Origin of the sequence: Streptomyces sp. NBC_01549, from assembly GCF_026339955.1 — a bacterium.
Classification (GTDB): domain Bacteria; phylum Actinomycetota; class Actinomycetes; order Streptomycetales; family Streptomycetaceae; genus Streptomyces.
On record NZ_JAPEPW010000001.1, the window covers coordinates 6,094,997 to 6,117,640 of the forward strand.

The 22,644-nt window shown below is 71.6% G+C and carries 20 protein-coding genes, 5 tRNA genes and 1 pseudogene; 18 read left to right on the forward strand and 8 right to left on the reverse strand.

What is annotated here, in order from left to right; genetic code table 11:
• The first annotated feature begins 183 nt into the window (after window positions 1-183).
• The 3 genes from OG819_RS27210 to OG819_RS27220 all read left to right on the forward strand — a co-directional run bounded on the left by OG819_RS27210 (window position 184) and on the right by OG819_RS27220 (window position 2,513).
• Window positions 184-1,383 (forward strand): glycerophosphodiester phosphodiesterase, encoded by a 1,200-nt coding sequence (locus OG819_RS27210; RefSeq protein ID WP_266651403.1) that lies wholly within the window; start codon window positions 184-186, stop codon window positions 1,381-1,383.
• Between the two features lie 73 nt (window positions 1,384-1,456).
• The gene (locus OG819_RS27215; RefSeq protein ID WP_266651404.1) at window positions 1,457-1,963 is read left to right on the forward strand and encodes a sigma-70 family RNA polymerase sigma factor; all 507 of its coding nucleotides are present in this window, start codon (window positions 1,457-1,459) and stop codon (window positions 1,961-1,963) included.
• Between the two features lie 46 nt (window positions 1,964-2,009).
• Complete coding sequence (locus OG819_RS27220) at window positions 2,010-2,513, forward strand: GNAT family N-acetyltransferase (protein WP_266416167.1); 504 nt, start codon at window positions 2,010-2,012, stop codon at window positions 2,511-2,513.
• 25 nt (window positions 2,514-2,538) lie between these two features.
• Here OG819_RS27220 and OG819_RS27225 read toward each other — a convergent pair whose 3' ends face one another.
• Window positions 2,539-3,003, reverse strand: a complete 465-nt coding sequence (locus tag OG819_RS27225) for a hypothetical protein (RefSeq protein ID WP_266623226.1) — start codon at window positions 3,001-3,003, stop codon at window positions 2,539-2,541.
• Between the two features lies 1 nt (window position 3,004).
• Window positions 3,005-3,364 carry a hypothetical protein gene (locus tag OG819_RS27230; RefSeq protein ID WP_266651405.1) on the reverse strand — a complete coding sequence of 120 codons (360 nt, stop codon included), beginning with the start codon at window positions 3,362-3,364 and terminating at the stop codon, window positions 3,005-3,007.
• A gap of 574 nt (window positions 3,365-3,938) precedes the next feature.
• Here OG819_RS27230 and OG819_RS27235 point away from each other — a divergent pair.
• The 8 genes from OG819_RS27235 to OG819_RS27270 all read left to right on the forward strand — a co-directional run bounded on the left by OG819_RS27235 (window position 3,939) and on the right by OG819_RS27270 (window position 15,312).
• Complete coding sequence (locus tag OG819_RS27235) at window positions 3,939-4,973, forward strand: ATP-binding cassette domain-containing protein (protein ID WP_266651406.1); 1,035 nt, start codon at window positions 3,939-3,941, stop codon at window positions 4,971-4,973.
• On the forward strand, window positions 4,970-5,707 hold the full coding sequence (locus OG819_RS27240) for a methionine ABC transporter permease (RefSeq protein WP_095855741.1): 738 nt from the start codon (window positions 4,970-4,972) through the stop codon (window positions 5,705-5,707). The genes OG819_RS27235 and OG819_RS27240 overlap by 4 nt, the downstream gene beginning before the upstream one ends.
• Before the next feature lie 99 nt (window positions 5,708-5,806).
• Window positions 5,807-6,637 (forward strand): MetQ/NlpA family ABC transporter substrate-binding protein, encoded by an 831-nt coding sequence (locus OG819_RS27245; RefSeq protein ID WP_266623223.1) that lies wholly within the window; start codon window positions 5,807-5,809, stop codon window positions 6,635-6,637.
• Between the two features lie 164 nt (window positions 6,638-6,801).
• A complete protein-coding gene (locus tag OG819_RS27250; protein ID WP_266623201.1) occupies window positions 6,802-7,440 on the forward strand; it encodes a GNAT family N-acetyltransferase in 639 nt (212 codons plus the stop codon).
• Window positions 7,441-7,615: 175 nt separating this feature from the next.
• Window positions 7,616-8,827: a precorrin-6y C5,15-methyltransferase (decarboxylating) subunit CbiE gene (gene cbiE, locus OG819_RS27255; protein WP_266623199.1), complete on the forward strand. Its 1,212-nt coding sequence runs from the start codon at window positions 7,616-7,618 to the stop codon at window positions 8,825-8,827.
• Window positions 8,828-9,172: 345 nt separating this feature from the next.
• Entirely contained in the window at window positions 9,173-12,982 is a 3,810-nt protein-coding gene (gene cobT, locus OG819_RS27260) for a nicotinate-nucleotide--dimethylbenzimidazole phosphoribosyltransferase (RefSeq protein ID WP_266651407.1), read from the forward strand.
• A gap of 202 nt (window positions 12,983-13,184) precedes the next feature.
• Window positions 13,185-14,429: a uroporphyrinogen-III C-methyltransferase gene (gene cobA / locus OG819_RS27265; protein WP_266651408.1), complete on the forward strand. Its 1,245-nt coding sequence runs from the start codon at window positions 13,185-13,187 to the stop codon at window positions 14,427-14,429.
• A gap of 64 nt (window positions 14,430-14,493) precedes the next feature.
• Window positions 14,494-15,312 carry an RNA methyltransferase gene (locus OG819_RS27270; RefSeq protein ID WP_266651409.1) on the forward strand — a complete coding sequence of 273 codons (819 nt, stop codon included), beginning with the start codon at window positions 14,494-14,496 and terminating at the stop codon, window positions 15,310-15,312.
• A gap of 33 nt (window positions 15,313-15,345) precedes the next feature.
• Here OG819_RS27270 and OG819_RS27275 read toward each other — a convergent pair whose 3' ends face one another.
• Window positions 15,346-16,668: a serine/threonine-protein kinase gene (locus tag OG819_RS27275; RefSeq protein ID WP_266634171.1), complete on the reverse strand. Its 1,323-nt coding sequence runs from the start codon at window positions 16,666-16,668 to the stop codon at window positions 15,346-15,348.
• 196 nt (window positions 16,669-16,864) lie between these two features.
• Between OG819_RS27275 and OG819_RS27280 the strand changes: the two are divergent.
• The 4 genes and pseudogenes from OG819_RS27280 to OG819_RS27295 all read left to right on the forward strand — a co-directional run bounded on the left by OG819_RS27280 (window position 16,865) and on the right by OG819_RS27295 (window position 19,184).
• Window positions 16,865-17,171 (forward strand): annotated as a pseudogene (locus OG819_RS27280) (hypothetical protein).
• Between the two features lie 198 nt (window positions 17,172-17,369).
• A complete protein-coding gene (locus OG819_RS27285; protein ID WP_266416192.1) occupies window positions 17,370-17,576 on the forward strand; it encodes a hypothetical protein in 207 nt (68 codons plus the stop codon).
• A gap of 295 nt (window positions 17,577-17,871) precedes the next feature.
• The gene (locus tag OG819_RS27290) at window positions 17,872-18,810 is read left to right on the forward strand and encodes an aminoglycoside phosphotransferase family protein (protein WP_266623195.1); all 939 of its coding nucleotides are present in this window, start codon (window positions 17,872-17,874) and stop codon (window positions 18,808-18,810) included.
• 74 nt (window positions 18,811-18,884) lie between these two features.
• Entirely contained in the window at window positions 18,885-19,184 is a 300-nt protein-coding gene (locus OG819_RS27295; RefSeq protein WP_054230604.1) for a zf-TFIIB domain-containing protein, read from the forward strand.
• 67 nt (window positions 19,185-19,251) lie between these two features.
• Here OG819_RS27295 and OG819_RS27300 read toward each other — a convergent pair.
• The 5 genes from OG819_RS27300 to OG819_RS27320 all read right to left on the reverse strand — a co-directional run bounded on the left by OG819_RS27300 (window position 19,252) and on the right by OG819_RS27320 (window position 19,738).
• Window positions 19,252-19,326 (reverse strand) — tRNA-Val (locus tag OG819_RS27300).
• 47 nt (window positions 19,327-19,373) lie between these two features.
• A tRNA-Val gene (locus tag OG819_RS27305) sits at window positions 19,374-19,445 on the reverse strand.
• 34 nt (window positions 19,446-19,479) lie between these two features.
• A tRNA-Val gene (locus OG819_RS27310) sits at window positions 19,480-19,551 on the reverse strand.
• A 1-nt stretch (window position 19,552) separates the two neighbouring features.
• A tRNA-Cys gene (locus OG819_RS27315) sits at window positions 19,553-19,626 on the reverse strand.
• Between the two features lie 39 nt (window positions 19,627-19,665).
• A tRNA-Gly gene (locus tag OG819_RS27320) sits at window positions 19,666-19,738 on the reverse strand.
• Window positions 19,739-19,894: 156 nt separating this feature from the next.
• On the opposite strand from OG819_RS27320, the gene OG819_RS27325 reads away from it, so the two are divergent.
• The 3 genes from OG819_RS27325 to OG819_RS27335 are packed head-to-tail and all read left to right on the forward strand — an operon-like array spanning window position 19,895 to window position 22,643.
• Window positions 19,895-20,947 carry a chorismate-binding protein gene (locus tag OG819_RS27325; RefSeq protein WP_266651410.1) on the forward strand — a complete coding sequence of 351 codons (1,053 nt, stop codon included), beginning with the start codon at window positions 19,895-19,897 and terminating at the stop codon, window positions 20,945-20,947.
• Window positions 20,944-21,765: an aminodeoxychorismate lyase gene (locus tag OG819_RS27330; RefSeq protein WP_266651411.1), complete on the forward strand. Its 822-nt coding sequence runs from the start codon at window positions 20,944-20,946 to the stop codon at window positions 21,763-21,765. The genes OG819_RS27325 and OG819_RS27330 overlap by 4 nt, the downstream gene beginning before the upstream one ends.
• 53 nt (window positions 21,766-21,818) lie before the next feature.
• Window positions 21,819-22,643: a GNAT family N-acetyltransferase gene (locus tag OG819_RS27335; RefSeq protein ID WP_266651412.1), complete on the forward strand. Its 825-nt coding sequence runs from the start codon at window positions 21,819-21,821 to the stop codon at window positions 22,641-22,643.
• Window position 22,644 lies beyond the last annotated feature (1 nt).

Below are 22,644 nucleotides of genomic sequence, written 5' to 3' on the forward strand. Positions count from 1 at the left end.
CGCGCACCCAGGGCGCGTACCCACCGCCGTCATTCCGAAACTGACGGACCGACAGCCTCCTTGTTCCGTACGACATCCGGCGGCACCCACGTGTTCCGCCGCAGGTCTCCCTCCCGTCACGCAAGGGAACCTACGATCGACCCGCTTTGACAGGTACGGGGCGGTACGGCGGGAGGAACGCTCATGGGGACGCAGGGGACACAGGGGACACCGGAGTCGCGGGGGCCGAACGGGCAGGGCCGGGGCACGGCGCGACGCGCACTGCTCGGGGCCGCGGTGCTCGGCGCGGGCGGAGCGGTCCTCGGGCTGCCGGGTGCGGCGAGAGCCGACGAGCGGCACGGGAGCGGCGGGCACGGCGGCTACAAGAGCCTGCCCAAGCCGACCGTCATCGGGCACCGGGGCGCCAGCGGCTACCGGCCCGAGCACACCTTCGGCTCGTACCAGCTGGCCCTCGACATGGGCGCCGACGTCATCGAGGCCGGTGACCTGGTGCCCACCAAGGACGGTCACCTCGTCTGCCGGCACGAGCCGGAGATCGGCGGCACCACCGACGTGTCGGCGCACCCCGAGTTCGCCGACCGCAAGACCACCAAGACCCTCGACGGCGTCCCCACCACGGGCTGGTTCACCGAGGACTTCACCCTCGCCGAGCTGAAGACCCTGCGGGCCGTCGAGCGCATCCCCGCCAACCGCCCGCACAACACGCTCTACAACGGCCGCTGGGAGATACCCACCTTCGAAGAGGTGCTCCACTGGCAGGACGAGCAGACCCGCAAGCGTGGCAAGCAGGTCTGGATCTACCCCGAGACCAAGCACCCCACCTACTTCCGGGCGCTGGGCCTCGGTCTGGAGGAGCGCCTCGCCAAGGTGCTCCGAAAGCACGGCAAGGACAAGAAGAACTCGCCGGTCATCATCCAGTCCTTCGAGCCGACCAGCATCCAGCGCCTGGACAAGCTGGTCGACAACCCGCTCGTCGTGCTGCTCTCCGCCGCGAACACCCGCCCCTGGGACTTCGTCACGGCGGGTGACCCGCGCACCGTCGCCGACCTGGTCAAGCCCGAGGGCCTGAAGTGGCTGGCCTCGTACGCGCAGGGCATCGGCCCCACGCTGGACCTGGTCATCCCCAAGGACGCGAACGGCGCCCTCACCACGCCGACCACGCTGGTCGCCGACGCGCATCGGGCGGGCCTGATCCTGCACCCGTACACGATGCGCAACGAAAACACCTTCCTGCCCGCGAACTTCCGGCAGGGCACCGACCCGAACGCCTACGGCGACGCCTTCGGCGCCTTCAAGACCTACTTCGCCACGGGTATCGACGGCGTCTTCTCCGACAACGCGGACACCGCGCTGCTCGCCCGCGAGGACTTCGTCAACGGATGATCCACTCACCCCGATGGGGTGACAGTCGCCCGCCCCGGCAACCCCCTGCCGGGGCGGCGGCGTCCCGCCGCATATGACCCACGAGATGGTTTCCACGCTGCGTCCGCTGCTCGCCGCCGAGGCCTCGGCGGAGGCATATGCGTCCGGGACCGAGCAGAGCGACCTCGAACAGGCCGTCTGGTTGCGCCTTCTGGAGCGCCTCGACTCGGACGGGCCGCCCGTCGACCCGCAGGGCTGGTTGCGCCGCGCCGTGCGCTCCGAGGTTCGCCGCACCCGCCGTACGGCCCGTCATGAACGGCCGTACCTCTCCGAACCCGCGGACGACAGCCGGCCGGGCCCCGAACAGCAGGTGATGACCGCCGACAGCCGGCGCGCCCTGCACGACGCGGTCCGGCGGCTGCCGGGCCGCTGCCCGAGCCTGATGGCGGCACTGTTCTCCCCGAAGGACCTCACCTATCGGGAGATCGCAGGCGAGTTGGGTATCTCACAGGGCAGTCTGGGTCCGGAACGTTCCAGATGCCTGGGATGTCTGCGTCGATTGCTCTCCCCGGTGGTTGCGGCCCGTGAACCGCGGGGATAGGAGTGAGGGACGACCAGTGGAACAGGTGAGCGGGAGGCATGCACACATGGGCATGAGCGTGACCATCTCGGGGGCGACCGAGCAGGACGCAGAGCAGATCCTCAAGCTGCAGTACCTCTGCTACCAGAGCGAGGCCGAGCTGTACGGGGACTACGGCATCGAGCCGCTCACGCAGCCGCTCGACTCCCTCAGGGCGGAGTTGGCGGGCGGTACGGTCCTGGTGGCCCGGCTGGGCGAAGAGGTGGTGGCCTCGGTCCGCGGAGCCGTGGACCCGGACGGCACGGCCCGTATCAACAAGCTCATCGTCCACCCGCGTATGCAGCGCCACGGCCTGGGCGGGCGGCTGCTCGCCGCGATCGAGGCCAAGCTCGCGGCGGACGGCGCGGCGAAGTCCTTCCAGCTCTTCACCGGCCACCGCAGCGACCGCAATCTGCGGATGTACCGCAAGCACGGCTACGCGCAGGTCTCCACGGAGCGCGTCGACGAGCGGCTCACCCTGGTGACCCTGCAGAAGGGCGCCGACGCGGGCGCGTTCGTGACCAGCGCCTGACGAGCGCCCGTGACACGGGCCCGGGCTACGCCGACCTGTCGGCCGTACGCGCCTTGCGCAACCAGTACATGGCCGACAGTGGCAGCAGTACCGGGATGAACAGATAGCCGATCCCGTAGTCCGACCACACGGTGGTGTCGGGGAAGGCGGACGGCTCGACCAGCGTCCAGGTCCCGACGGTCAGTACGCCCGCGAGCTCGGCGGCGCAGCACACCAGCGCCGCCCTGCGGGCCGTTTCGCCACCGCGTACGAGTGAGTACGTGATGAAGCCGTAGACGAGGCCCGCGACCGCCGACAGCGAGTAGGCGAGCGGGGCCTTGTCGAAGTCCGTTGAGATCTGGACGGCGGAGCGCGACACGGCGCCGACGACCATCACGCCGTACAGCCAGAGCAGCAGCATGCCGGGCCCGCTGATCAGCCGGGTGCGCTGCTTCTTCGGACCCTCCCGATTCTCCTGAGGCGCGGGCCCGTTCTCCTCCGTGGCCGTCATCTCAGCCTCCCCAGATGTCATAGAGCCGCACTTCCAGTACGGCGAGGACGACACCGGCGGCCGCCACCGTGATCGATCCCCAGCGGGTGCGCTCCGCCAGCGACATGAAGCCCGCGGCCGGAATGCACGCGAAGGCACCGAGCAGATACGCCACGAAGATCGTCGTGCCCTGGTCGGGCTTCTCGCCGCGCGCCAGCTGCACGATGCCGACCACCAGCTGGACCACGGCGAGCAGCGTCACCACGGCCATGCCGATGAAGTGCCAGTCCTTGGTGGGCTGATCACGGTAGGCGGCCCAACCGCACCAGGCGGCGAGCGCGAGCGCGGCGACGGCGGTCGCGACCGTCAGGGCAACAAGCATGCCGTGACCCTATTACGGGCCAAAAGGCCTGATGCCCTCGCCCCCGGCCTGCCACCCGTGGACGACCGCCGTGGCGTTGGCCACAGCCCATGGGGCGTCCGAGCCGGACGCGGACCTCGTGGTGAGAGACCCGAAGGACCTCTCGGCCCTGTCCGCGCTGGTCACAGGCGGGGGGAGCGGAGGTCTCCACCCCCGGCCGAGAAGTGTCCATCACTGTCCGCATTGCGGACAGCGGTTCCGGGTCCCGCCTGTGCGTCTGCTTTACTTGATCCCATGACCACGACGAGCAACCGCATCTTTGCGACCGAGGCGACCATGACGCCCGGTGCTCGTTGTATGTGTCGAATGTGCGCCTTCTAGAGGGCCCCCGCACCACCGCCCCGTCTCGCGCCCCGAAGCGAGACCGCCGTGCGCTGTCCGTACCCCGTACGTGAGCGGCGCCCGCCCGCGCGCATGTTCTCCCCCGGATTCATCCGGTTCCATCGCCACCGCGAGAACCGTGTCGCGTTCCCGACCGAATGCACCCGTGCCGGCGCACACCCGCGCCCCGCACTCGACAGTGACGGAAACCCCAGTGATCACGACAACGGGCCTCACCAAGGTCTACCGCTCGCGCGGCCGTGAAGTGGCCGCCCTCGACGGCGTCGATCTGCACGTCCGCGAAGGGGAGGTGTACGGCGTCATCGGCCAGTCCGGCGCCGGCAAGTCCTCCCTCATCCGCTGCGTCAACCTCCTGGAGCGTCCCACCGCCGGCACGGTCACCGTCGCCGGACAGGACCTCACGGCGCTCGTCGGCCGCGGCCCGCGCGCCGGCAAGGAGCTCCGCCAGGCGCGCAGCCGCATCGGCATGGTCTTCCAGCACTTCAACCTGCTGTCGTCGCGCACCGTCCAGGACAACGTCGAGCTGCCGCTGGAAATCCTTGGCTTGTCAGGGAAGGAACGTTCTTCCAAGGCGCTTGGACTCCTTGACCTGGTCGGCCTCTCCGACAAGGCCAAGGCCTACCCGGCCCAGCTTTCCGGCGGCCAGAAGCAGCGCGTCGGCATCGCCCGCGCCCTGGCCGGCGACCCCAAGGTGCTGCTCTCCGACGAGGCCACCAGCGCCCTCGACCCCGAGACCACCCGCTCGATCCTCCAGCTGCTGCGCGACCTGAACCGGCAGCTGGGTCTGACCGTCCTGCTCATCACCCACGAGATGGACGTGGTCAAGACGATCTGCGACTCGGCCGCGCTCATGGAGAAGGGCCGCATCGTCGAGTCCGGCACCGTCAGCGAACTGCTCGCGACCCCCGGCTCCGAACTCGCCGGGGCGCTCTTCCCGGTGAGCGGCGAGCCGTCCGGCGACGACCGCACCGTCATCGACGTCACCTTCCACGGCGAGGCCGCCACCCAGCCCGTCATCTCGCAGCTCTCGCGCACGTACAACATCGACATCTCGATCCTCGGCGCCGCGATGGACACCGTCGCCGGCAAGCAGGTCGGCCGGATGCGCATCGAACTGCCCGGCCGCTACGAGGAGAACGTCGTGCCGATCGGATTCCTGCGCGAGCAGGGCCTGCAGATCGACATCCAGGGCCAGCAGCCCGTGCTCGTGAAGGACGGTGCCAAGTGACCTGGTCGGAGATGCAGCCCCTGCTGTCCCAGGCGTGTTGGGACACGCTCTACATGGTCGGCTGGTCCACGCTGATCGCGATCGTCGGCGGTCTGCCGCTCGGCGTTCTGCTCGTCCTGACCGACCGCGGCGGACTCCTGCAGAACGTCGTCGTGAACAAGGTCATCGGGCAGGTCGTGAACATCGCCCGCTCGCTGCCGTTCATCATCCTGATGGTCGCGCTGATGAACTTCACGCGCACGATCACGGGAACGACCATCGGACGCGAGGCGGCGATCGTGCCGCTCGCCGTCGGCGCGATCCCCTTCTTCGCGCGCCTGGTCGAGACGGCGGTCCGCGAAGTGGACGGCGGTCTCGTCGAGGCCGTGCAGTCGATGGGCGGCAACACCTGGACCGTCGTGCGCAAGGTGCTCGTACCGGAGTCGCTGCCGTCGCTGATCTCCTCCGCGACCACCACGATCGTCGCCCTCATCGGCTACTCCGCGATGGCCGGCACCGTCGGCGCCGGCGGGCTCGGCGACATCGCCATCCGCTACGGCTACCAGCGCTTCGAGACCGGACTGATGTGGATCACCGTGGCGATCCTCGCGGTCGTCATCTCCCTCATCCAGTTCGCCGGCGACTACGCGGCCCGCACCCTGCACCGGCGCGGCGGCCACTCCGGCGCCGCCCCGAAGCTGCGGCTGCTGAAGGCCAAGGAGCCCGCCACCGCGGAGGTCGGCAAGGTCGCCTGAGACCGCCCGAACACCCCCTTCTGCTTCTCCCCCCACCCGCAGATTTCCCCGTGACCACCCACCACGGGGTTGCTACACCCTTAAGGAAAGGCACTTTTCGTGCGTAACACGGCCAAGATCACCACCGCAGTCCTCGCCGCCGGAGCCCTCACCCTCGGCCTCTCCGCCTGCGGCTCGGACAAGAGCGGCAGCGCCTCCGACACCAGCGGTCCGCTGGTCGTCGCCGCGAGCCCCACCCCGCACGCCGAGATCCTCGACTACATCAAGGACAACCTGGCGAAGAAGGCCGGCCTCGACCTGCAGGTCAAGGAGTTCACGGACTACGTCACGCCGAACACGGCGACCGAGGACGGGTCCGTCGGCGCCAACTACTTCCAGAACCAGCCGTACCTCGACGACTTCAACAAGAAGAACGGCACCCACATCGTGCCCGTCGTCACGGTCCACCTGGAACCGCTCGGTCTCTACTCCCACAAGATCAAGAAGACCGACGAGCTCAAGAGCGGTGCGACGGTCGCCGTCCCGAACGACACGGTCAACGAGGCACGGGCGCTCAAGCTGCTCGCCTCCAAGGGACTCATCACGCTCAAGGACGGCGCGGGCAACAGCGCGACCACCCAGGACATCGCGAAGAACCCGAAGAACCTCAAGTTCAAGGAGCTGGAGGCGGCGCAGACCCCGCGCTCCCTGGACGATGTCGACGCCGCGGTGATCAACGGCAACTACGCCATCTCCTCCGGCCTCAAGCCGGCCAAGGACGCGCTCTTCCTGGAGTCCGCGACGAACAACCCCTACGGCAACTTCCTCGCCGTCAAGAAGGGCAACGAGAGCGACCCGCGGGTGAAGAAGCTCGCCAAGCTCCTGACCTCGCCGGAGGTCAAGAAGTTCATCGAGGACAAGTACGCCGGTTCGGTCATCCCGTCGTTCTAGTTCCGGTCATCCCGTCGTTCCGGTCGGGTCACCGTACGGGGTCCACTCCATCACTGGGAGTGGACCCCGTGGTGCAGTTCGGTGGCCTCATGCTGCATGCTGGGCAGTTCAGCGGGCCCGAAGGATCCGAGGGCCCGACGTCCCCGACGGTTACGGAGCGGCGCATGACCAGCACCTTCCCCGACATCTCCATCAGCACGGAGCGGTTGGTCCTGCGCGCGCTCGACGAGGACGACGTCCCCTCCCTGGCCGCGATGATGAACGACGAGCAGGTCGGGGCCTGGACCGACGTGCCCCAGCCCTATACCGAGGACAGGGCCCGCATCTGGATCAACGAGTACGCGCCCACCGAACGTGCGGCGGGCCGGGGACTCGACCTCGCCGTCACCGAGTTCCTCACCCAGCGCCTGGTCGGCATCGTGCAGCTCGCCAAGACCGACTGGCATGTGCGCTCCACCGAACTGTCGTACGTCATCGCCCCCTGGGCCCGCGGCGAGGGCTATGCCTCCGAGGCGGCGCTCGCCACCGCCCGATGGCTCTTCCGCGACCAGAAGTTCGAGCGCATCGAACTGCGCACGGCGGCCGACAACACCGCCTCCCAGCAGGTCGCCCAGAAGATCGGCTGCATCAGCGAGGGCGTCCTGCGCAACGCCTGTATAGCGCACACCCGCACCGAGGACGGGCGCTGGGTGGACGTGCGCACCGACTTCATCGTCTGGAGCCTCCTCCCGGAGGACCTCGACGGAGTCGGCGACCAGCTCGCCGACACAGGCGGTTTCACGTCGTTCTCCGACTGGAACTGAACCGGCGGGATTCCCCGGGCCGAATCCGGGGGACGTCTGGCACCGCGTCCCGAGAAACCGCTCCCACCCGGCAGAGCCCCCCGGGCCATCACCCAGCGACACCAGGTACCCTCACGGAGCCCGCCCGCGGGCTGCCCCCCGACGACCTGCGAAAACCTTCTGGAGACTGACGACGATGGCCGACCGGGTCACGGTGATCGGCTGGGACGGCTCGCCCCTGACCGCCGCGGCGCGCTCCGCCCTCGGCGCGGCCACCCTGGTGGCCGGAGCGGCGCACCACCTGGCACTCCCCGAGGTACCCCGGGCCGCCGAGCGCATCCGCCTCGGCAGCGTCTCCCTCGCCGCCCGACGCATCGCGGGCCATCGCGGCAGCGCCGTCGTCATCGCCGACGGCGACCCCGGCTTCTTCGGAGTCGTACGCACCCTGCGCGCCCCGGAGTTCGGCCTCGAGGTCGAAGTCGTGCCCGCCGTCTCCTCGGTCGCCGCCGCCTTCGCCCGCGCCGGCATGCCCTGGGACGACGCACAGGTGGTCGTGGCGCACCGCCGCACCCTGCGCCGCGCGGTGAACGTCTGCCGCGCCCACACCAAGGTCGCCGTCCTCACCTCGCCCGGCGCCGGCCCCGCCGAACTCGGCCTGCTCCTCGAGGGCGTCCACCGCACCTTCGTCATCTGCGAGGAACTCGGCACCGCGCGCGAGCGGGTCACCATCCTCACCTCCGACAAGGCCGCCGACCACACCTGGCGCGACCCCAACGTCGTCATCGTCATCGGCGGCTTCGTGGCCGCGGCCGAGGACGGCGGCTGGATCGCCGGACGCGACCCGGGCACCGGACCGCGCGGCTGGGCGCTGCCCGCCCAGGCGTACGGCGGCGCACTGGGCGAAGGCGAAACGGATCTGCTGCGCGCCGCCCAACTCGCCCGGCTGGGCCCGCGCGTCGGAGACCTCGTGTGGGACATCGGTTCCGGCAGTGGCGCCTTCGCCACCGAGGCGGCGCGCACCGGCGCGGCGGTCATCGCCGTCGACCGCAACCCCGGCTCCTGCGCGCGCACCGAGGACTCCGCGCGCCGCTACGGCGTCCAGATGCAGATCGTGCACGGCACCGCGCCGCACGTCCTGGAGAACCTCCCCGAACCCGATGTCGTACGTGTCGGCGGCGGGGGCGTACAGGTCGTCTCGGCCGTCGCCGACCGCCGTCCGCAGCGCATCGTGACGCACGCGGCGACCCGCGACGCGGCCGAACTCGTGGGCCGCGATCTCAGCGAGCACGGATATCAGGTCGAATGCGCCCTCATCCAGTCCGTCGAACTCGACACAAGGGCCTGGACGGAGACCGAGCGGAGCGTCGCGTTCCTGCTCACAGGCCGTCTGCCCGATCGCAACCCGTGATCCTGTTGTCGTACTGCGCGCGGTAGGCTGGCCGATCGTTGTACCGCTCCAGGGCGATCGGCCTTTCGTAGGCCAATGTCCGGAAAACGCGCCCGTTTTGAGGCGTGTGTGGTACGGCAGAACCTGAGGACGCGCAACGTGGCGCAGTCCACAGCGGGCCGTCGCGGATCAAGCTGTCGCGAGGGTCGGACGACCGGGACAATGCCCGTTAATGGCTTTGTCGTCTTTGTTGGCCGGTCGTTCGTGCCGCTGGGCACGCACGCTCGTTCTTCACTGCGGGGCGGTCGGTGCGCCGTTCCGGGCGAGCAGGACTTGGAAGCACTAACCGATGGGCGAGGGGTACGCATGACCGACACCGGCCAGGTCCCGGGCGAGGGACTGCCGGAGAGCGCAGGCATGGTGGAGCAGCCGGGCGTCTCTGCCCCGGGCGCGTACACCTTCCTCGACCCCTCCGAGAGCCCCGCCGAGGACGACGACCTGCTTCTCATGCCGGGCGCGCAGGGAGCGTGGGGCAACGAGGTGGCCCCGCCGCCCCCGCAGCCTCTCGTCGAGGAACAGCCCCTCGTCCATGAGCCGGGCCCGCACGAGACGGCCGGCCGGGACAGCGGTTCGCTCGACCTCGGCGGTGTCCGCGTACCCGGCCCCGCGCCCGTCCCGCAGCCGGCGGCGCCGCGTCGCCCGCTGCACCTCGGCCCGCCGACCCCGGACGGCTCCGCGAGCCCGGTGCGCTCGCTCGCCGACCGCGGCCCTGCCGCCGCGCCCATGGCCACCCCCGCGACCCCCGTGCCCGCCGCAACTCCGGTACGGCACGCGGGTCCCCCGACCATCGGTCCCGAGTACCTCGACGTACCGCAGCTCTCCGAGATCCCGCCGCAGGGCGCGGTGCCGTGGGGAGCGCCGTCGGCGAGCCCCGAGGGGACGGCCGCGGAAGCGGTCGTCCCGGAGGCCGTGCAGGGCCCCGAGGCCGGAGTGGTCGCCGAGGCGGTGACGCCGCAGGCGGTGCCGGTGGCGGAGGTCCCGGTCGCGGAGGCCCCGGAAGCCGTCGAGCCCGCGGTAGTCGTTCCGGCTCCCCAGGCTGCGGAGGCGGTCGAGGGCCAGGTCGAGGGTCAGGGAGTCGCGCAGGCGCCCCAGGCCCCGGAGGCCGCCCACGCGCCCGAGGCGCCGGAGGGCCACTTCGTCCCGCAGGTCGCGGAGGTCGGGCCGAGCCCCGAGGCCGAGCCGGGCCTTGAGATGGCGCCGGGCCTTGAGATGGCGCCGGGCCTTGAGTCCGCGGCCGAGCCGGACGGCTCCCAGACGCCGGGGGCCACCGAGGCCACCCCCACCGCCTTCCCGGCCGCCCAGGACCTCGCGCACGTGGCGCCGCCGGTGGACGACACCGCCGGGCACTTCGCCGACGCCCCGGCCCAGGCTTCCGAGGCCGGGGAGTACTTGGCCACCGAGCAGGCGCTCCAGCCCGCGCATGATCCACAGCCGACGCCCGCGGCCGAGCCGGGGGCCACCGAACAGGCCCCCCAACTCGTGGACCAGGCCGCCCACGTCGCCGATCCCACCGCCCGCGCGGTGGACCAGGCGCGCCGGTTCCCGGCGCAGGACGACCGGTTCCCGGAAGCCGGTGTCCACACCCCGGAACCCGTGGTCCAGTTGGCGGACACCGGTGCGGCGCCCGCGCCCCACGCGCAGGCCGCACAGCCCGAGTTCGCACAGCCCGAGTTCGCCCCGGAGCCCCTCGTGGTGTCCGCCGCGCAGGCCGCCGCCGAGGCGCAGGCGCAGCTGGCGTACGCCGCGGACGACTCGCACGGACACGCGGTCCCCGGCGCCGAGGCCTTCCCGGTCCAGGCCGCGCAGTTCGCGGCCCCCGCCGAGGCGCATGCCGCGTTCGCCGAGGCCGGTGCCGGTGTACCGGTCGGTGTCGCCGCCCACGCACAGGCGCCGCACGCGGCCACGAACCAGTCGCACGGTGAGCACCACCCCGGCGGCACGGCAGGCGCACCCGGATTCCAGGGCGCCCCCCTGGACCCCACCGCGGACCAGTCCCTCGGCCAGTTCGTGCCCGTCGAGGGCACGGTGCCGACGACCCCGCACCTGGCCCCGACCCCGCCGCACGCCATGACCGTGCCGCCCCTGCCCCAGGAGGAGCGGCCCCCGGCCGAAGAGCCCCCGGCAGTGGTGGAAGCGGTGGCGGTGGAGAGCCAGGAGGTGCCCGTCGCACCCCTCGCCGAGGCGGAGCCCGCCGGCGAACCCGAGCCCTTCGCTCCGGTTCCCGCGCCCCGCGCGCCCGAGGCGGAGACACCCCCCGTACCGGAGCCGCGGGAGGCGGACCCGGAGCCCGTAGTAGTCGCACAGCGAGCGGACGACCTGGACACCCAGGTCGCCGACCAGGAAGAGAGCACGGCCGTAGTGGAAGACGTACGAGAGTCCACCGGCCCCGCGGCCCCCGGCTACGACGACGCCGAGCGCGAGGCCGTGCTGCGCGTGATGCGCGAGCGCCGCGACATCCGCAACGGCTTCCGAAGCGACCCGATCCCGCACGACGTGCTGCTGCGGGTCCTGGAGGCCGCGCACACCGCGCCGTCCGTCGGTCACTCCCAGCCCTGGGACTTCGTCGTCATCCGCTCCGCCGAGACCCGGCGCACGATGCACGAACTGGCGGCCCGTCAGCGCGAGGCGTACGCCAAGTCGCTGCCCAAGGGACGCGCGAAGCAGTTCAAGGAACTGAAGATCGAGGCCATCCTCGACACCCCGGTCAACATCGTCGTCACCGCCGACCCGACCCGCGGCGGCCGCCACACCCTGGGCCGTCACACCCAGCCCCAGATGGCCCCGTACTCCTCCGCGCTCGCGGTCCAGAACCTGTGGCTCGCGGCCCGCGCCGAGGGCCTCGGCGTCGGCTGGGTCAGCTTCTTCGACGAGCGCGAGATGGTCCGCGCCCTCGGCCTGCCCGAGCACCTGGACGTGGTGGCCTACCTCTGCGTCGGCTACGTCGACGAGTTCCCCGAGGAGCCCGAGCTGATGCAGGCGGGCTGGTCCAAGCGCCGCCCGCTGTCCTGGGTCGTGCACGAGGAGACGTACGGCCGCCGCGCGCTGCCCGGTGAGGAGCCGCACGACCTGCTCGCCGAGACGGTCTCCAACATCCGCCCGCTGGACGCCAAGGCGCTCGGCGAGGCGTGGGAGCGCCAGAAGCGGATGACCAAGCCCGCGGGCGCGCTCGGCATGCTGGAGATCATCTCCGCGCAGCTGTCCGGCCTGTCCCGGATGTGCCCGCCGCCGATCCCGGAGCCCGCCGCCGTCGCGATCTTCGCGGGCGACCACGGCGTGCACGCCCAGGGCGTCACCCCCTGGCCGCAGGAGGTCACCGGCCAGATGGTGGCCAACTTCCTGGGCGGCGGCGCGGTCTGCAACGCCTTCGCCAACCAGGTGGGCGCCGAGGTCTGCGTCATCGACGTGGGCGTCGCCTCCGACCTCCCCGCGACCCCGGGTCTCCTCCCGCGCAAGGTCCGCGCGGGCACCGCCGACATGACGACCGGCCCCGCGATGACCCGCGAAGAGGTCACGGCCGCCATCGAGGTGGGCATCGAGACGGCCCGCGACCTGGTGGCGGCCGGCAACAAGGCGCTGCTGACCGGCGAGATGGGCATCGCCAACACGACGGCGTCGGCTGCCCTGATCTCCGTCTTCACCGACACCGACCCGTCCGAGGTGACGGGCCGCGGCACCGGCATCAACGACGAGACCCTCGCCCGCAAGACCGAGGTCGTACGCCGTGCCATCGAACTCCACCAGCCGGATCCGGCCGACCCCATCGGCGTCCTCGCCGCGATCGGCGGCCTCGAGCACGCCGCCATGGTCGGCCTGCTCCTCGGCGGCGCCTCCCTGCGTACGCCGGTGATCCTGGACGGCGTCAGCGCCGGCGCCGCCGCACTGGTGGCCCGCGCCATCGCCCCCGAGGTCCTCGCGGCGTGCATCGCGGGTCACCGCAGCGCCGAGCCCGGCCATGTCGCCGCCCTGAACAAGCTGGGCCTGCGCCCGCTGGTCGACCTGGACCTGCGCCTCGGCGAGGGCACGGGCGCGCTGCTGGCCCTGCCGGTGGTCCAGAGCGCGGCGAGGGCGATGCACGAGGTGGCGACGTTCGATTCCGCGGGGGTAACCGAAAAGTAGACCGGCGACGGACCCGCACGTGCCGGGGGCTTCGGAGCGCAGCCCCCCACGCGGCGGAGCCGCACAGTGTCACTGCCGGGAAGGGGCGGGCCTGGGGAAAGACCCCCTCCCGCCCCCGCCGTATCGTGGACCCGCACCCAAAACAGCACGTCAAGGCCGCTCCAGTCGAGCGCAGCGGCCCCGTACGAGGAGCCGCACCTCCATGGCCGAAAACCCCGCCTACCCCGTAGGCCTCCGCCTCACCGGCCGCCGCGTAGTCGTCCTCGGCGGCGGGCAGGTCGCCCAGCGCCGCCTCCCGGCGCTCATCGCGGCAGGGGCGGACATCCACCTCGTGTCACCCGAGGCCACCCCCTCCGTCGAGGCGATGGCGGACGCGGGCGAGATCACCTGGACGAAGCGCCCGTACGAGGACGGTGACCTCGCCGACGCCTGGTACGCCCTGATCGCGACCAGCGACCGCCAGGCGAACACGGACGCCTCCGCCGAAGCCGAGCGCCACCGCGTGTGGTGCGTCCGCTCCGACGACGCCGACGCCGCGACCGCCTGGACCCCGGCCACCGGTCACAGCGAGGGCGTCACGGTCGCCGTCCTCACCACGAACGCCAAGGGCCGCGACCCCCGCCACACCGCCGCGATCCGCGACGCGGTGGTCGAGGGTCTGCGCGACGGCACCCTCGTGGCGCCCCACCACCGCACCCGCACCCCGGGTGTCGCCCTGGTCGGCGGCGGCCCCGGCGACCCCGACCTGATCACGGTCCGCGGCCGCCGTCTGCTCGCCGAGGCCGACGTGGTCATCGCCGACCGACTGGGCCCGCGCGACCTGCTCGCCGAACTCCCGCCGCACGTCGAGGTGATCGACGCGGCGAAGATCCCCTACGGCCGGTACATGGCCCAGGAGGCCATCAACAACGCGCTGATCGAGCACGCGAAGCAGGGCAAGTCGGTCGTCCGGCTCAAGGGCGGCGACCCGTTCGTCTTCGGCCGTGGCATGGAGGAGGCCCAGGCGCTCGCCGAGGCGGGCATCGCCTGTACGGTCGTGCCCGGCATCTCCAGCTCGATCTCGGTGCCGGGTGCGGCCGGTATCCCGGTCACCCACCGGGGTGTCGCACATGAGTTCACCGTCGTCAGCGGTCATGTCGCCCCTGACGACGAGCGTTCCCTCGTCGACTGGCCGGCCCTCGCCCGGCTGCGCGGCACGCTCGTCGTCCTCATGGGCGTCGACAAGATCGGCCGGATCGCCGAGACCCTGATCGCGCACGGCAAGCCGGCCGACACCCCCCTCGCCCTGGTCCAGGAGGGCACGACCGCCGCCCAGCGCCGCGTCGACGCGACCCTGGCCACGGTCGCCGAGACCGTACGCGCCGAGGACGTGAAGCCCCCGGCGGTGATCGTCATCGGCGAGGTCGTGAACGTGGGTGTGCACAGCCCGCTGAACGCTTCCGAGTAACCACCGGTAACCCAACCTGTGCCCAGCCGTTGGCACCGCACCCAGGACAAGGCAGTATCACCCTGTGGCCGATCTCATCACCGTTGAGAACCCCGACGACCCGCGTCTGCGTGACTACACGGGCCTGACCGACGTGGAGCTGCGCCGCAAGCGCGAACCCGCCGAGGGCCTGTTCATCGCCGAGGGCGAGAAGGTCATCAGACGCGCCAAGGACGCCGGGTACGAGATGCGCTCGATGCTCCTGTCCGCCAAGTGGGTCGACGTCATGCGCGACGTCATCGACGAGATGCCGGCGCCGGTGTACGCGGTCAGCCCGGAACTCGCCGAGCAGGTCACCGGCTACCACGTGCACCGGGGCGCGCTCGCCTCCATGCAGCGCAAGCCGCTGCCGACAGCGGAGGAACTCCTGCGCTCCGCCCGTCGGGTGGTCGTCATGGAGGCGGTCAACGACCACACCAACATCGGCGCGATCTTCCGCTCCGCGGCAGCCCTCGGCATGGACGCGGTCCTGCTCTCCCCGGACTGCGCGGACCCGCTCTACCGCCGCTCCGTGAAGGTCTCGATGGGTGCGGTCTTCTCGGTCCCGTACGCCCGTCTCGAGACCTGGCCCAAGGGCCTGGAGACGGTCCGCGACGCCGGCTTCAACCTGCTCGCCCTCACCCCCGACGAGAAGGCGAGGTCCCTGGACGAGGCGGCCCCGCACCGGGTGGACCGGGTCGCGCTGATGCTGGGCGCGGAGGGCGACGGCCTGTCCACGAAGGCCCTGATGGCGGCGGACGAATGGGTCCGCATCCCGATGGCCCATGGCGTCGACTCGCTCAACGTCGGCGCGGCGGCCGCGGTCGCGTTCTACGCTGTGGCGACGGGCCGCCCCCAGCCCTGAGCCGTGTCCGACACGCCCCAGGACGGGCTCCGGCTAGCCGTTCTTGTCCGGTCGGCTCCGGACCTGCTCGGCGGTCGGATCGCCGGGCGGCGGCGCGTGCGACGACTGCTCCTGGCGTACGTCCTTGCGAGTGCCCCCGTCGCCCAGTCCGCGTGCCGGCCCCTGGCAGCCCTGCGCCGCCGCGATGCCCAGCGCGACGAGCAGTGTCACCACGACGAACACGAAGAGCCGCTGGCGCAGCAGGCGCGGATTGGCGGGACGCCGCCCGGTCCCCGTGGTCCGGGGTGCGGGACGGCCGGTGCCGCTGCGGGACACGGGCCTGCTGCCGGAGCGCCCGGTACCCCGGGCGGGGGCGGGGCGCGCACTCGACTGCGACGGCCGTGAACCCCCGTTGGTGCCGCCCGTGCGCGGCGGCGGTGTGCCCTGCGGGCGGCGCTGGGTGGGCTGCTCGGCGTACTGCTCGGCGAGGCGCCCCGTCGGCCGGTCGGGATCGCCCCGCTGTGCCGGCGGGCGTACGTCGGCCAGGCCCTGGGCCTCGCGGGCCGCGATCTCCTTAAGCCGTAGGGAGAGTTGGAGCGTGCTCGGGCGCTCCTCGGGGTCCTTGGCCAGACACGCGCGGACGAGCGGAGCCAGCGCGTCCGGAACGCCGTGCAGCTGCGGCTCCTCGTGCACCACTCGGTACAGCATCACTTCGGAACTGCCGTGTCCGAAGGGCGAGTCGTTGGTCGACGCGTACGCCAGCGTGGCGCCGAGCGCGAACACGTCGGTCGCCGGGGTGACGGCGGCCCCGCGCACCTGCTCGGGCGCGAGGAACCCGGGCGAGCCGACGGCCGTACCGACATGCGTCAGCGTGCTGGCCCCCGTCGCCCAGGCGATGCCGAAGTCGATGATCCGCGGCCCCTTGGGGGACAGCAGGATGTTGGACGGCTTGAGGTCCCGGTGCACGACACCGGCCTCGTGGACGGCGACGAGCCCCTCGGACAGCGCGGCCCCGACGGCGGCCACGTCGGCGGCCGACATCGGACCGTCCTCGGCGACCTTGTCGTGCAGCGAGGGTCCCGGCACGTACTGCGTGGCGAACCACGGCCGGTCCGCCTCGAGATCGGCGGCCACGAGCCGCGCCGTGCAGCCGCCCCTGATCCGCCGGGCCGCCGAGACCTCGCGGGCGAACCGTGACCGGAACTCCTGATCCTCCGCCAGATCCGGTCGGATCACCTTCAGCGCGACCCGCTGGCCACGGCGATCGGAGCCCAGGTAGACCACGCCCATTCCACCCGCGCCGAGCCGTCGGTGAAGCCTGAACGAGCCGACGACACGCGGGTCCTCGCGCCTCAGGCGCATCATCGCCATGTCCATCCCCGCTGCCCGGTCCGTTTGACGAGCCACAGCTTACGTTTCCGCGGCCGGGTGCGCGCAGAGGCCGCGCCCTCACAGCCCGATCGATTGTCAGTGCCGGGTGGGAAACGTGAAAGACGGTCAGGGAATGGGCGAACAGAGCTGCTTTGGGCTGTCTGTGATCCCAACCGGCCGTCGTATAAGGGGGATTGAACCTGTGAAGGGTGATCGCGTGGGGTTGGTCGTGGACGGCGGGGACATGACGCGTACGTACGAGGTGGTGGCGAGCGGGGTGCGTCGCGGGGTGGAGACCGCGGCGCGCAGGGGGGTGGTGGAAGTGAGCGAAGTCACCCGGTGGGGGTCCCTCCACGCCGTTCAGGCAGTGGGGAGGGTCAGTGGTGCGCACCGCGCGCTTCTTGGCGACGCGGGTACCGGCGCTGGTCGAGCAGCGGGTTCCCAGGGAGGACAGCTCGGAACAGTCGGGGCACACCGGACGCCCCCTCCGGGAAGACCCTGAGACCTAGGTCCTCGTCTCCACCCAGGGGAGTAGACCGCAGGTCATCGCTCATCCTCCGGGAGGCCCGGCAATCGGTACGAGGGCATGACGACCGATCGCCACCGCACCCATAGATTTGAGGTCAAGCGGCGGGTGCAGCACTCGTCCCCCGAGGTCAGACACTCGCCGCTGCCAACCACACAGATGCTCGGTCAGGAGAGGGACCATGGCCCACACGGCACCGCGGACGGCGATCCGCACAGGACGCAAGGCGTACAGCACCGCGTTCCGCCCGCGTCGTCAGGGTCAGCGCCACCCCTTGGTGGCGACAGCGATGGTCCTTCCTCTCGCGGCCCTGCTCGTAGTCGTCTTCGGCGGCTGGGACGCAGTGGTCACACAAGCGTCGTCCGTGGGCGTGATGCTGGGGCGCTGAGCGGCGCCCCAGGCCCGGAAGAGCGGTCCGGGCGGGGACATCCGGCCATGAAACCCCGTGGGGACGGGGGTGCGGCGGACGGCACAAATGCCCGCGCAGCTGGGGAGCTGCGCGGGCATTGCTTTGTCCTGGGCCGGGGCGCGGGGAACCGCGCGACCGGCCCCCATCCACCCGCAGTCGAAGAACCCACCACGGGGGTCTGGGGGCGCAGTCCCCAGGGACGGGACGGGGTAGGGGCGGCGGGGGCGGAGAACGTACGCTCGCGAGGAACCGACCGCACACCCCAGGGGGCCCCGTGACCGCAGACGTGCTGCCCGCCCTGACCGCCGGGGCGCGCACCGCGGCCCACCCGGGGGACACCGCCTGCGCCCACCACGACTCCGTCCTCGCCGACCGGCACGACGGCACCGTCGTCCGCCATGGCGACACCGTGGCCAAGGCCCACGCCCCCGGTACGGATCCCGTCGAACTCTCCCGCCGTCTCGAGACCGCCGCACACCCGGCCCTCACCGGCACCCTCCTCACCCCGCTCCGCCCGAAGCCCGTCGACCTCCACGGCCGCCTGGTCACCTTCTGGCCGTACGGCACCCCGGTCGACCCGGAGACCCCCGAGGCCGCTCCCTGGGAGGCGGCCGCGACCCTGCTGGCCCGCCTCCACCGGACCCCCGCGCCCGACGGCCTGCCAGCCATGCGAGGCCCCGCCAAGGCGGCCAGGGCGATCGCCCGGCTCCGGGCGGCGGGCCCGCACCCGGCCGCCGCCCCGGTGCTGCGCGCCTGGGCGGCCCTGCCTGCCTGGGCCCGCGCCGAGGCCCCCATGCCGGCCGTGGGGACCCTCTGTCACGGAGACCTGCACCTCGGCCAGCTCGTCCGCCATCCCGCGCCGGTCGGCCCCTGGCTCCTCATCGATGTGGACGACCTCGGCGTGGGCGTCCCGACCTGGGACCTGGCGCGCCCGGCCGCCTGGTACGCCTGCGGCCTGCTGCCGCCCGACGAGTGGACCCGCTTCCTGACCGCCTACCAACGCGCGGGCGGCCCGGCCGTCCCCGCCGACGGTGACCCCTGGCCCGCCCTGGACGTGGCGGCCCGCGCCCTCACCGTGCAGACCGCGGCCCTCGCGATCGCCAAGTCCGTCGGGGAGGACCGCCCCTTGGACGAGGTGCAGCAGGCCGTGATCGACGCCTGTGACCGAATGGGTTTTGTCCCGCCCGAGTTGGCACACGACCCGACCGCGTAGGGTGCAACCGTTCGAGGCCGGACAGTGTCTGTCCTGGCGGAAGCGGTACCGAACGGCGAGGAGTTGAGCCGAGCATGCAGTGTCCGAAGTGCCATGCGCCGATGCACACGTACAACCGCAATGGCGTCCAGATCGAGCAGTGCAGCGGCTGCCGCGGGATATTTCTCGATTACGGCGAGCTGGAGGCGCTGAGCCGCGTGGAGTCCCAGTGGTCGCAGCCCGCGCCGCCCCCGCCCGCCCCGCAGGCCTACCCCTCGGCGCCCGCGCCCGCGTGGGGCGCCCCGCAGCACGGCGGACACGGAGGCCATGGCGGCGGTCACTACGGCGGTCACCACCGCCACAAGAGCTTCGGCCACATGCTCTTCTCCTCCTGAGCACGACCGGAGGAACAACCCGGCACGACGAAGCCCCCGGCCGTACGAGACGGCCGGGGGCTTCGGCTGGTGCGCGATACTGGGATTGAACCAGTGACCTCTTCCGTGTCAGGGAAGCGCTCTCCCGCTGAGCTAATCGCGCAGGTGAACCTGCAGATGGTGCGGGTGGTGCCGGTGATGCGTACTGCGTGCGCGATACTGGGATTGAACCAGTGACCTCTTCCGTGTCAGGGAAGCGCTCTCCCGCTGAGCTAATCGCGCGGGGATCCATGTGGACCGGGTCCTTGCGGACCAGTGGACGATACTGGGATTGAACCAGTGACCTCTTCCGTGTCAGGGAAGCGCTCTCCCGCTGAGCTAATCGTCCTTGGAGGTGGAGACGGGATTTGAACCCGTGTAGACGGCTTTGCAGGCCGTTGCCTCGCCTCTCGGCCACTCCACCAGGAGTGTGGGGGTTCGGGACGATCCCCCACTTCCTGCGAGCGGACGACCAGGTTCGAACTGGCGACCTCAACCTTGGCAAGGTTGCGCTCTACCAACTGAGCTACGTCCGCGTGTCGTTTCCGTTCGGCTTGCGCGTCCCGGCGACGTGTTGAACTCTAGCGGATTCCCGGGCCAGCACAAAAACGCGTTTGCGCAGCATGCTGCGATTCCTCCGGCAAAGGACACGGTCAGGGCACCCGCAGGTCACCCGACCTAGACTCGACTGCGTGCTCGACCTCCCTCCTCTCGCCCGTTTCGGTGGCCTCGTCGCGACCGGTCTCCTCGACGTCACCAGCGACCCCGCGGCCCTGGACTCGGCCGGTTTCTGGGCCGTGGCGGCCGACTTCGAGGGCGGCCTGGTCTGCGCCCGCTTCGCCGACGTACGCACCGAACCCGTGCCCGCCACCGTCCCCGGGCAGTGGCAGGGCCCCACGCCCGGTGACTGGACGTCCTCCCTCGACCGCGCCGCGTACACGGCCGGTGTACGGCGTATCCGCGCCCACATAGCCGCCGGCGAGGTCTACCAGGCCAACCTCTGCCGTGTCCTGTCCGCCCCCCTCGCTCCCGACGCCGACATCGACGCCCTCACCGCGCTGCTGGCCCGCGGCAACCCCGCCCCCTACGCGGGAACGATCCGCCTGCCCTGCCACGGCGTCGAGATCGCCACCGCCTCGCCCGAACTCTTCCTGCGCCGCACCGGCTCGGTCATCGAGTCGGGCCCCATCAAGGGCACCGGACGCACCGAGGCCGACCTCCTCGACAAGGATCACGCCGAGAACGTCATGATCGTGGACCTGGTCCGCAACGACCTCGGCCGTGTCTGCGCCACCGGCACCGTCACCGTCCCGGACATGTGCGTCGTCGAAAAGCACCCCGGGCTCGTCCACCTCGTCTCCACCGTTCGTGGCGAACTGCCCGCGGACACCGGCTGGCCCGCACTGCTGGCCGCCGCGTTCCCGCCCGGCTCCGTCACCGGCGCCCCCAAGTCCAGCGCCCTGAAGATCATCGACGCCCTGGAGACCGCACCTCGCGGCCCCTACTGCGGAGGCATCGGCTGGGTCGACGCCGACCGCACCACCGCACAGCTCGCCGTCGGCATCCGCACCTTCTGGACCGACCGCGCCGAAGGCGTCCTGCGCTTCGGCACCGGCGCCGGCATCACCTGGGGCTCCGACCCCGAAGGCGAATGGCGGGAGACCGAGCTGAAGGCCGCCAGGCTGCTCGCGGTAGCGTCGGGACAGTTCGAAGAGGCGTACGAAAGCGGAAGGACTCTGAAGTGAAGATCTGGCTCGACGGGGGTCTGCAGGACAGGGAGTCCGCCCGCGTCTCCGTCTTCGATCACGGACTGACCGTGGGTGACGGCATCTTCGAGACCGTGAAGGCGGTGGACGGGCGGCCCTTCGCGCTGACCCGTCATCTCGACCGGCTGGTCCGCTCGGCGGGCGGCCTGGGGCTGCCCGAACCCGACCGGGACGAGGTGCGCCGCGCCTGCGCCGCCGTCCTGGACGCCAACCCGATGCCGCTCGGCCGGCTGCGGATCACGTACACCGGTGGCTACGGTCCGCTCGGCTCCGACCGCGGCGAACACGGACCGACCCTGTTCGTCGCCCTCGGCGAGTCCACCCGCCGTCCCGACTCCACCGCTGTGATCACCGTGCCCTGGACCCGTAACGAACGCGGCGCTCTCACCGGCCTCAAGACCACCTCGTACGCCGAGAACGTCGTCGCCCTGGCCCGCGCGCGCGAACAGGGCGCGAGTGAGGCGCTGTTCGCCAACACGGTCGGGCAGCTGTGCGAGGGGACGGGGTCGAACGTCTTCGTCGTCCTCGACGGCGAGATCCACACCCCGCCCGTCGCCTCCGGCTGTCTCGCCGGCATCACCCGCGCGCTCGCCGTCGAGTGGACCGGCGCCAGGGAGACCGATCTGCCGCTGGATGTCCTGGAGCGCGCGGACGAGGTCTTCCTGACGTCCACGCTGCGGGACGTGCAGGGTGTGCACCAGGTCGACGGGCGCCAACTCCCGGGCGCGCCGGGCCCGGTGACCGCCAAGGCCATGCGGATCTTCGACGAGCGCTCCGGCGACGACCTCGATCCGTAAGAGCCACGGATATTGAGCTGACCTGGAGCTCCGGCGCGGGTAGAACACCCTTGATGACCACGACCCTGCGGCCGACCGAGCCGCTTCAGCGCGAGGCCGACGGGACGCGTTCACGCCGTTACCAGGTGTGTGTGAACAGCCGTCCCGTCGGGGTGATACATCTCGGCACGAGCCCCGACTTCGGTGATTCGGTGGCTCGCATCCTGGACCTGCGCATCGATGAGCCGGACCGCCGGCGCGGCCGGGGCACGGTGGCCGCGCTCGCCGCCGAGGAGGTGGTGCGCGGGTGGAGCTGCACGCGGATTGAGGCATCGGTGCCCGCGGAGGCGGAGGCGGCGCTCAAGGTGGCGACGGCTCTCGGCTACGTCGTACGCAACCGCCATATGGAGAAGCCGCTCGGCGACACCCGGCCCGAGCTGCCTGCGGGGAGCCGGGGGCGGCCCATGACCGCGGAGGAGTTCGGCCCCTGGCAGGAGCAGGACAGACAGGCCTACGCGCAGAGCTGGATCGAGCGCGGGGTGCCCGAGGCCGAGGCCCGTGCCAGGGCCCTGAGGGACTATGCCACCCTGCTGCCGGACGGCCTGGCCACCGAGGGCATGGTCTTCAGCGTCCTGGAGCACGAAGGGACCGCGGTCGGCACGCTTTGGACGGGCTCGCGTCAGGACAGGGCCTTCGTCTACAAGGTCGAGGCCGACGCGCGGCACAGGGGCAAGGGCCATGGCCGCACGCTGATGCTCCTGGCGGAGGGGCAAGGGGTCGCGTCCGGCCGACCCGCCATCATGCTGAACGTCTTCGCGGGTAACACCCCCGCCGAGCGGCTCTATGAGTCACTCGGTTACGAGACGCTCACCTACCACCTGTACAAGGACCTGCTCTGAA

What these genes read in the sequence shown, in the direction of transcription:
- OG819_RS27295 (WP_054230604.1), top strand. Translation starts at nt 18,885, where the DNA reads ATGCAGTGTCCGAAGTGCCATGCGCCGATGCACACGTACAACCGCAAT.
- OG819_RS27210 (WP_266651403.1), top strand. Translation starts at nt 184, where the DNA reads ATGGGGACGCAGGGGACACAGGGGACACCGGAGTCGCGGGGGCCGAAC.
- OG819_RS27215 (WP_266651404.1), top strand. Translation starts at nt 1,457, where the DNA reads ATGACCCACGAGATGGTTTCCACGCTGCGTCCGCTGCTCGCCGCCGAG.
- OG819_RS27250 (WP_266623201.1), top strand. Translation starts at nt 6,802, where the DNA reads ATGACCAGCACCTTCCCCGACATCTCCATCAGCACGGAGCGGTTGGTC.
- OG819_RS27220 (WP_266416167.1), top strand. Translation starts at nt 2,010, where the DNA reads ATGGGCATGAGCGTGACCATCTCGGGGGCGACCGAGCAGGACGCAGAG.
- OG819_RS27285 (WP_266416192.1), top strand. Translation starts at nt 17,370, where the DNA reads ATGGCCCACACGGCACCGCGGACGGCGATCCGCACAGGACGCAAGGCG.
- OG819_RS27335 (WP_266651412.1), top strand. Translation starts at nt 21,819, where the DNA reads ATGACCACGACCCTGCGGCCGACCGAGCCGCTTCAGCGCGAGGCCGAC.
- cobA (WP_266651408.1), top strand. Translation starts at nt 13,185, where the DNA reads ATGGCCGAAAACCCCGCCTACCCCGTAGGCCTCCGCCTCACCGGCCGC.
- cbiE (WP_266623199.1), top strand. Translation starts at nt 7,616, where the DNA reads ATGGCCGACCGGGTCACGGTGATCGGCTGGGACGGCTCGCCCCTGACC.
- OG819_RS27225 (WP_266623226.1), bottom strand. Translation starts at nt 3,003, where the DNA reads ATGACGGCCACGGAGGAGAACGGGCCCGCGCCTCAGGAGAATCGGGAG.
- OG819_RS27230 (WP_266651405.1), bottom strand. Translation starts at nt 3,364, where the DNA reads ATGCTTGTTGCCCTGACGGTCGCGACCGCCGTCGCCGCGCTCGCGCTC.
- cobT (WP_266651407.1), top strand. Translation starts at nt 9,173, where the DNA reads ATGACCGACACCGGCCAGGTCCCGGGCGAGGGACTGCCGGAGAGCGCA.
- OG819_RS27275 (WP_266634171.1), bottom strand. Translation starts at nt 16,668, where the DNA reads ATGGACATGGCGATGATGCGCCTGAGGCGCGAGGACCCGCGTGTCGTC.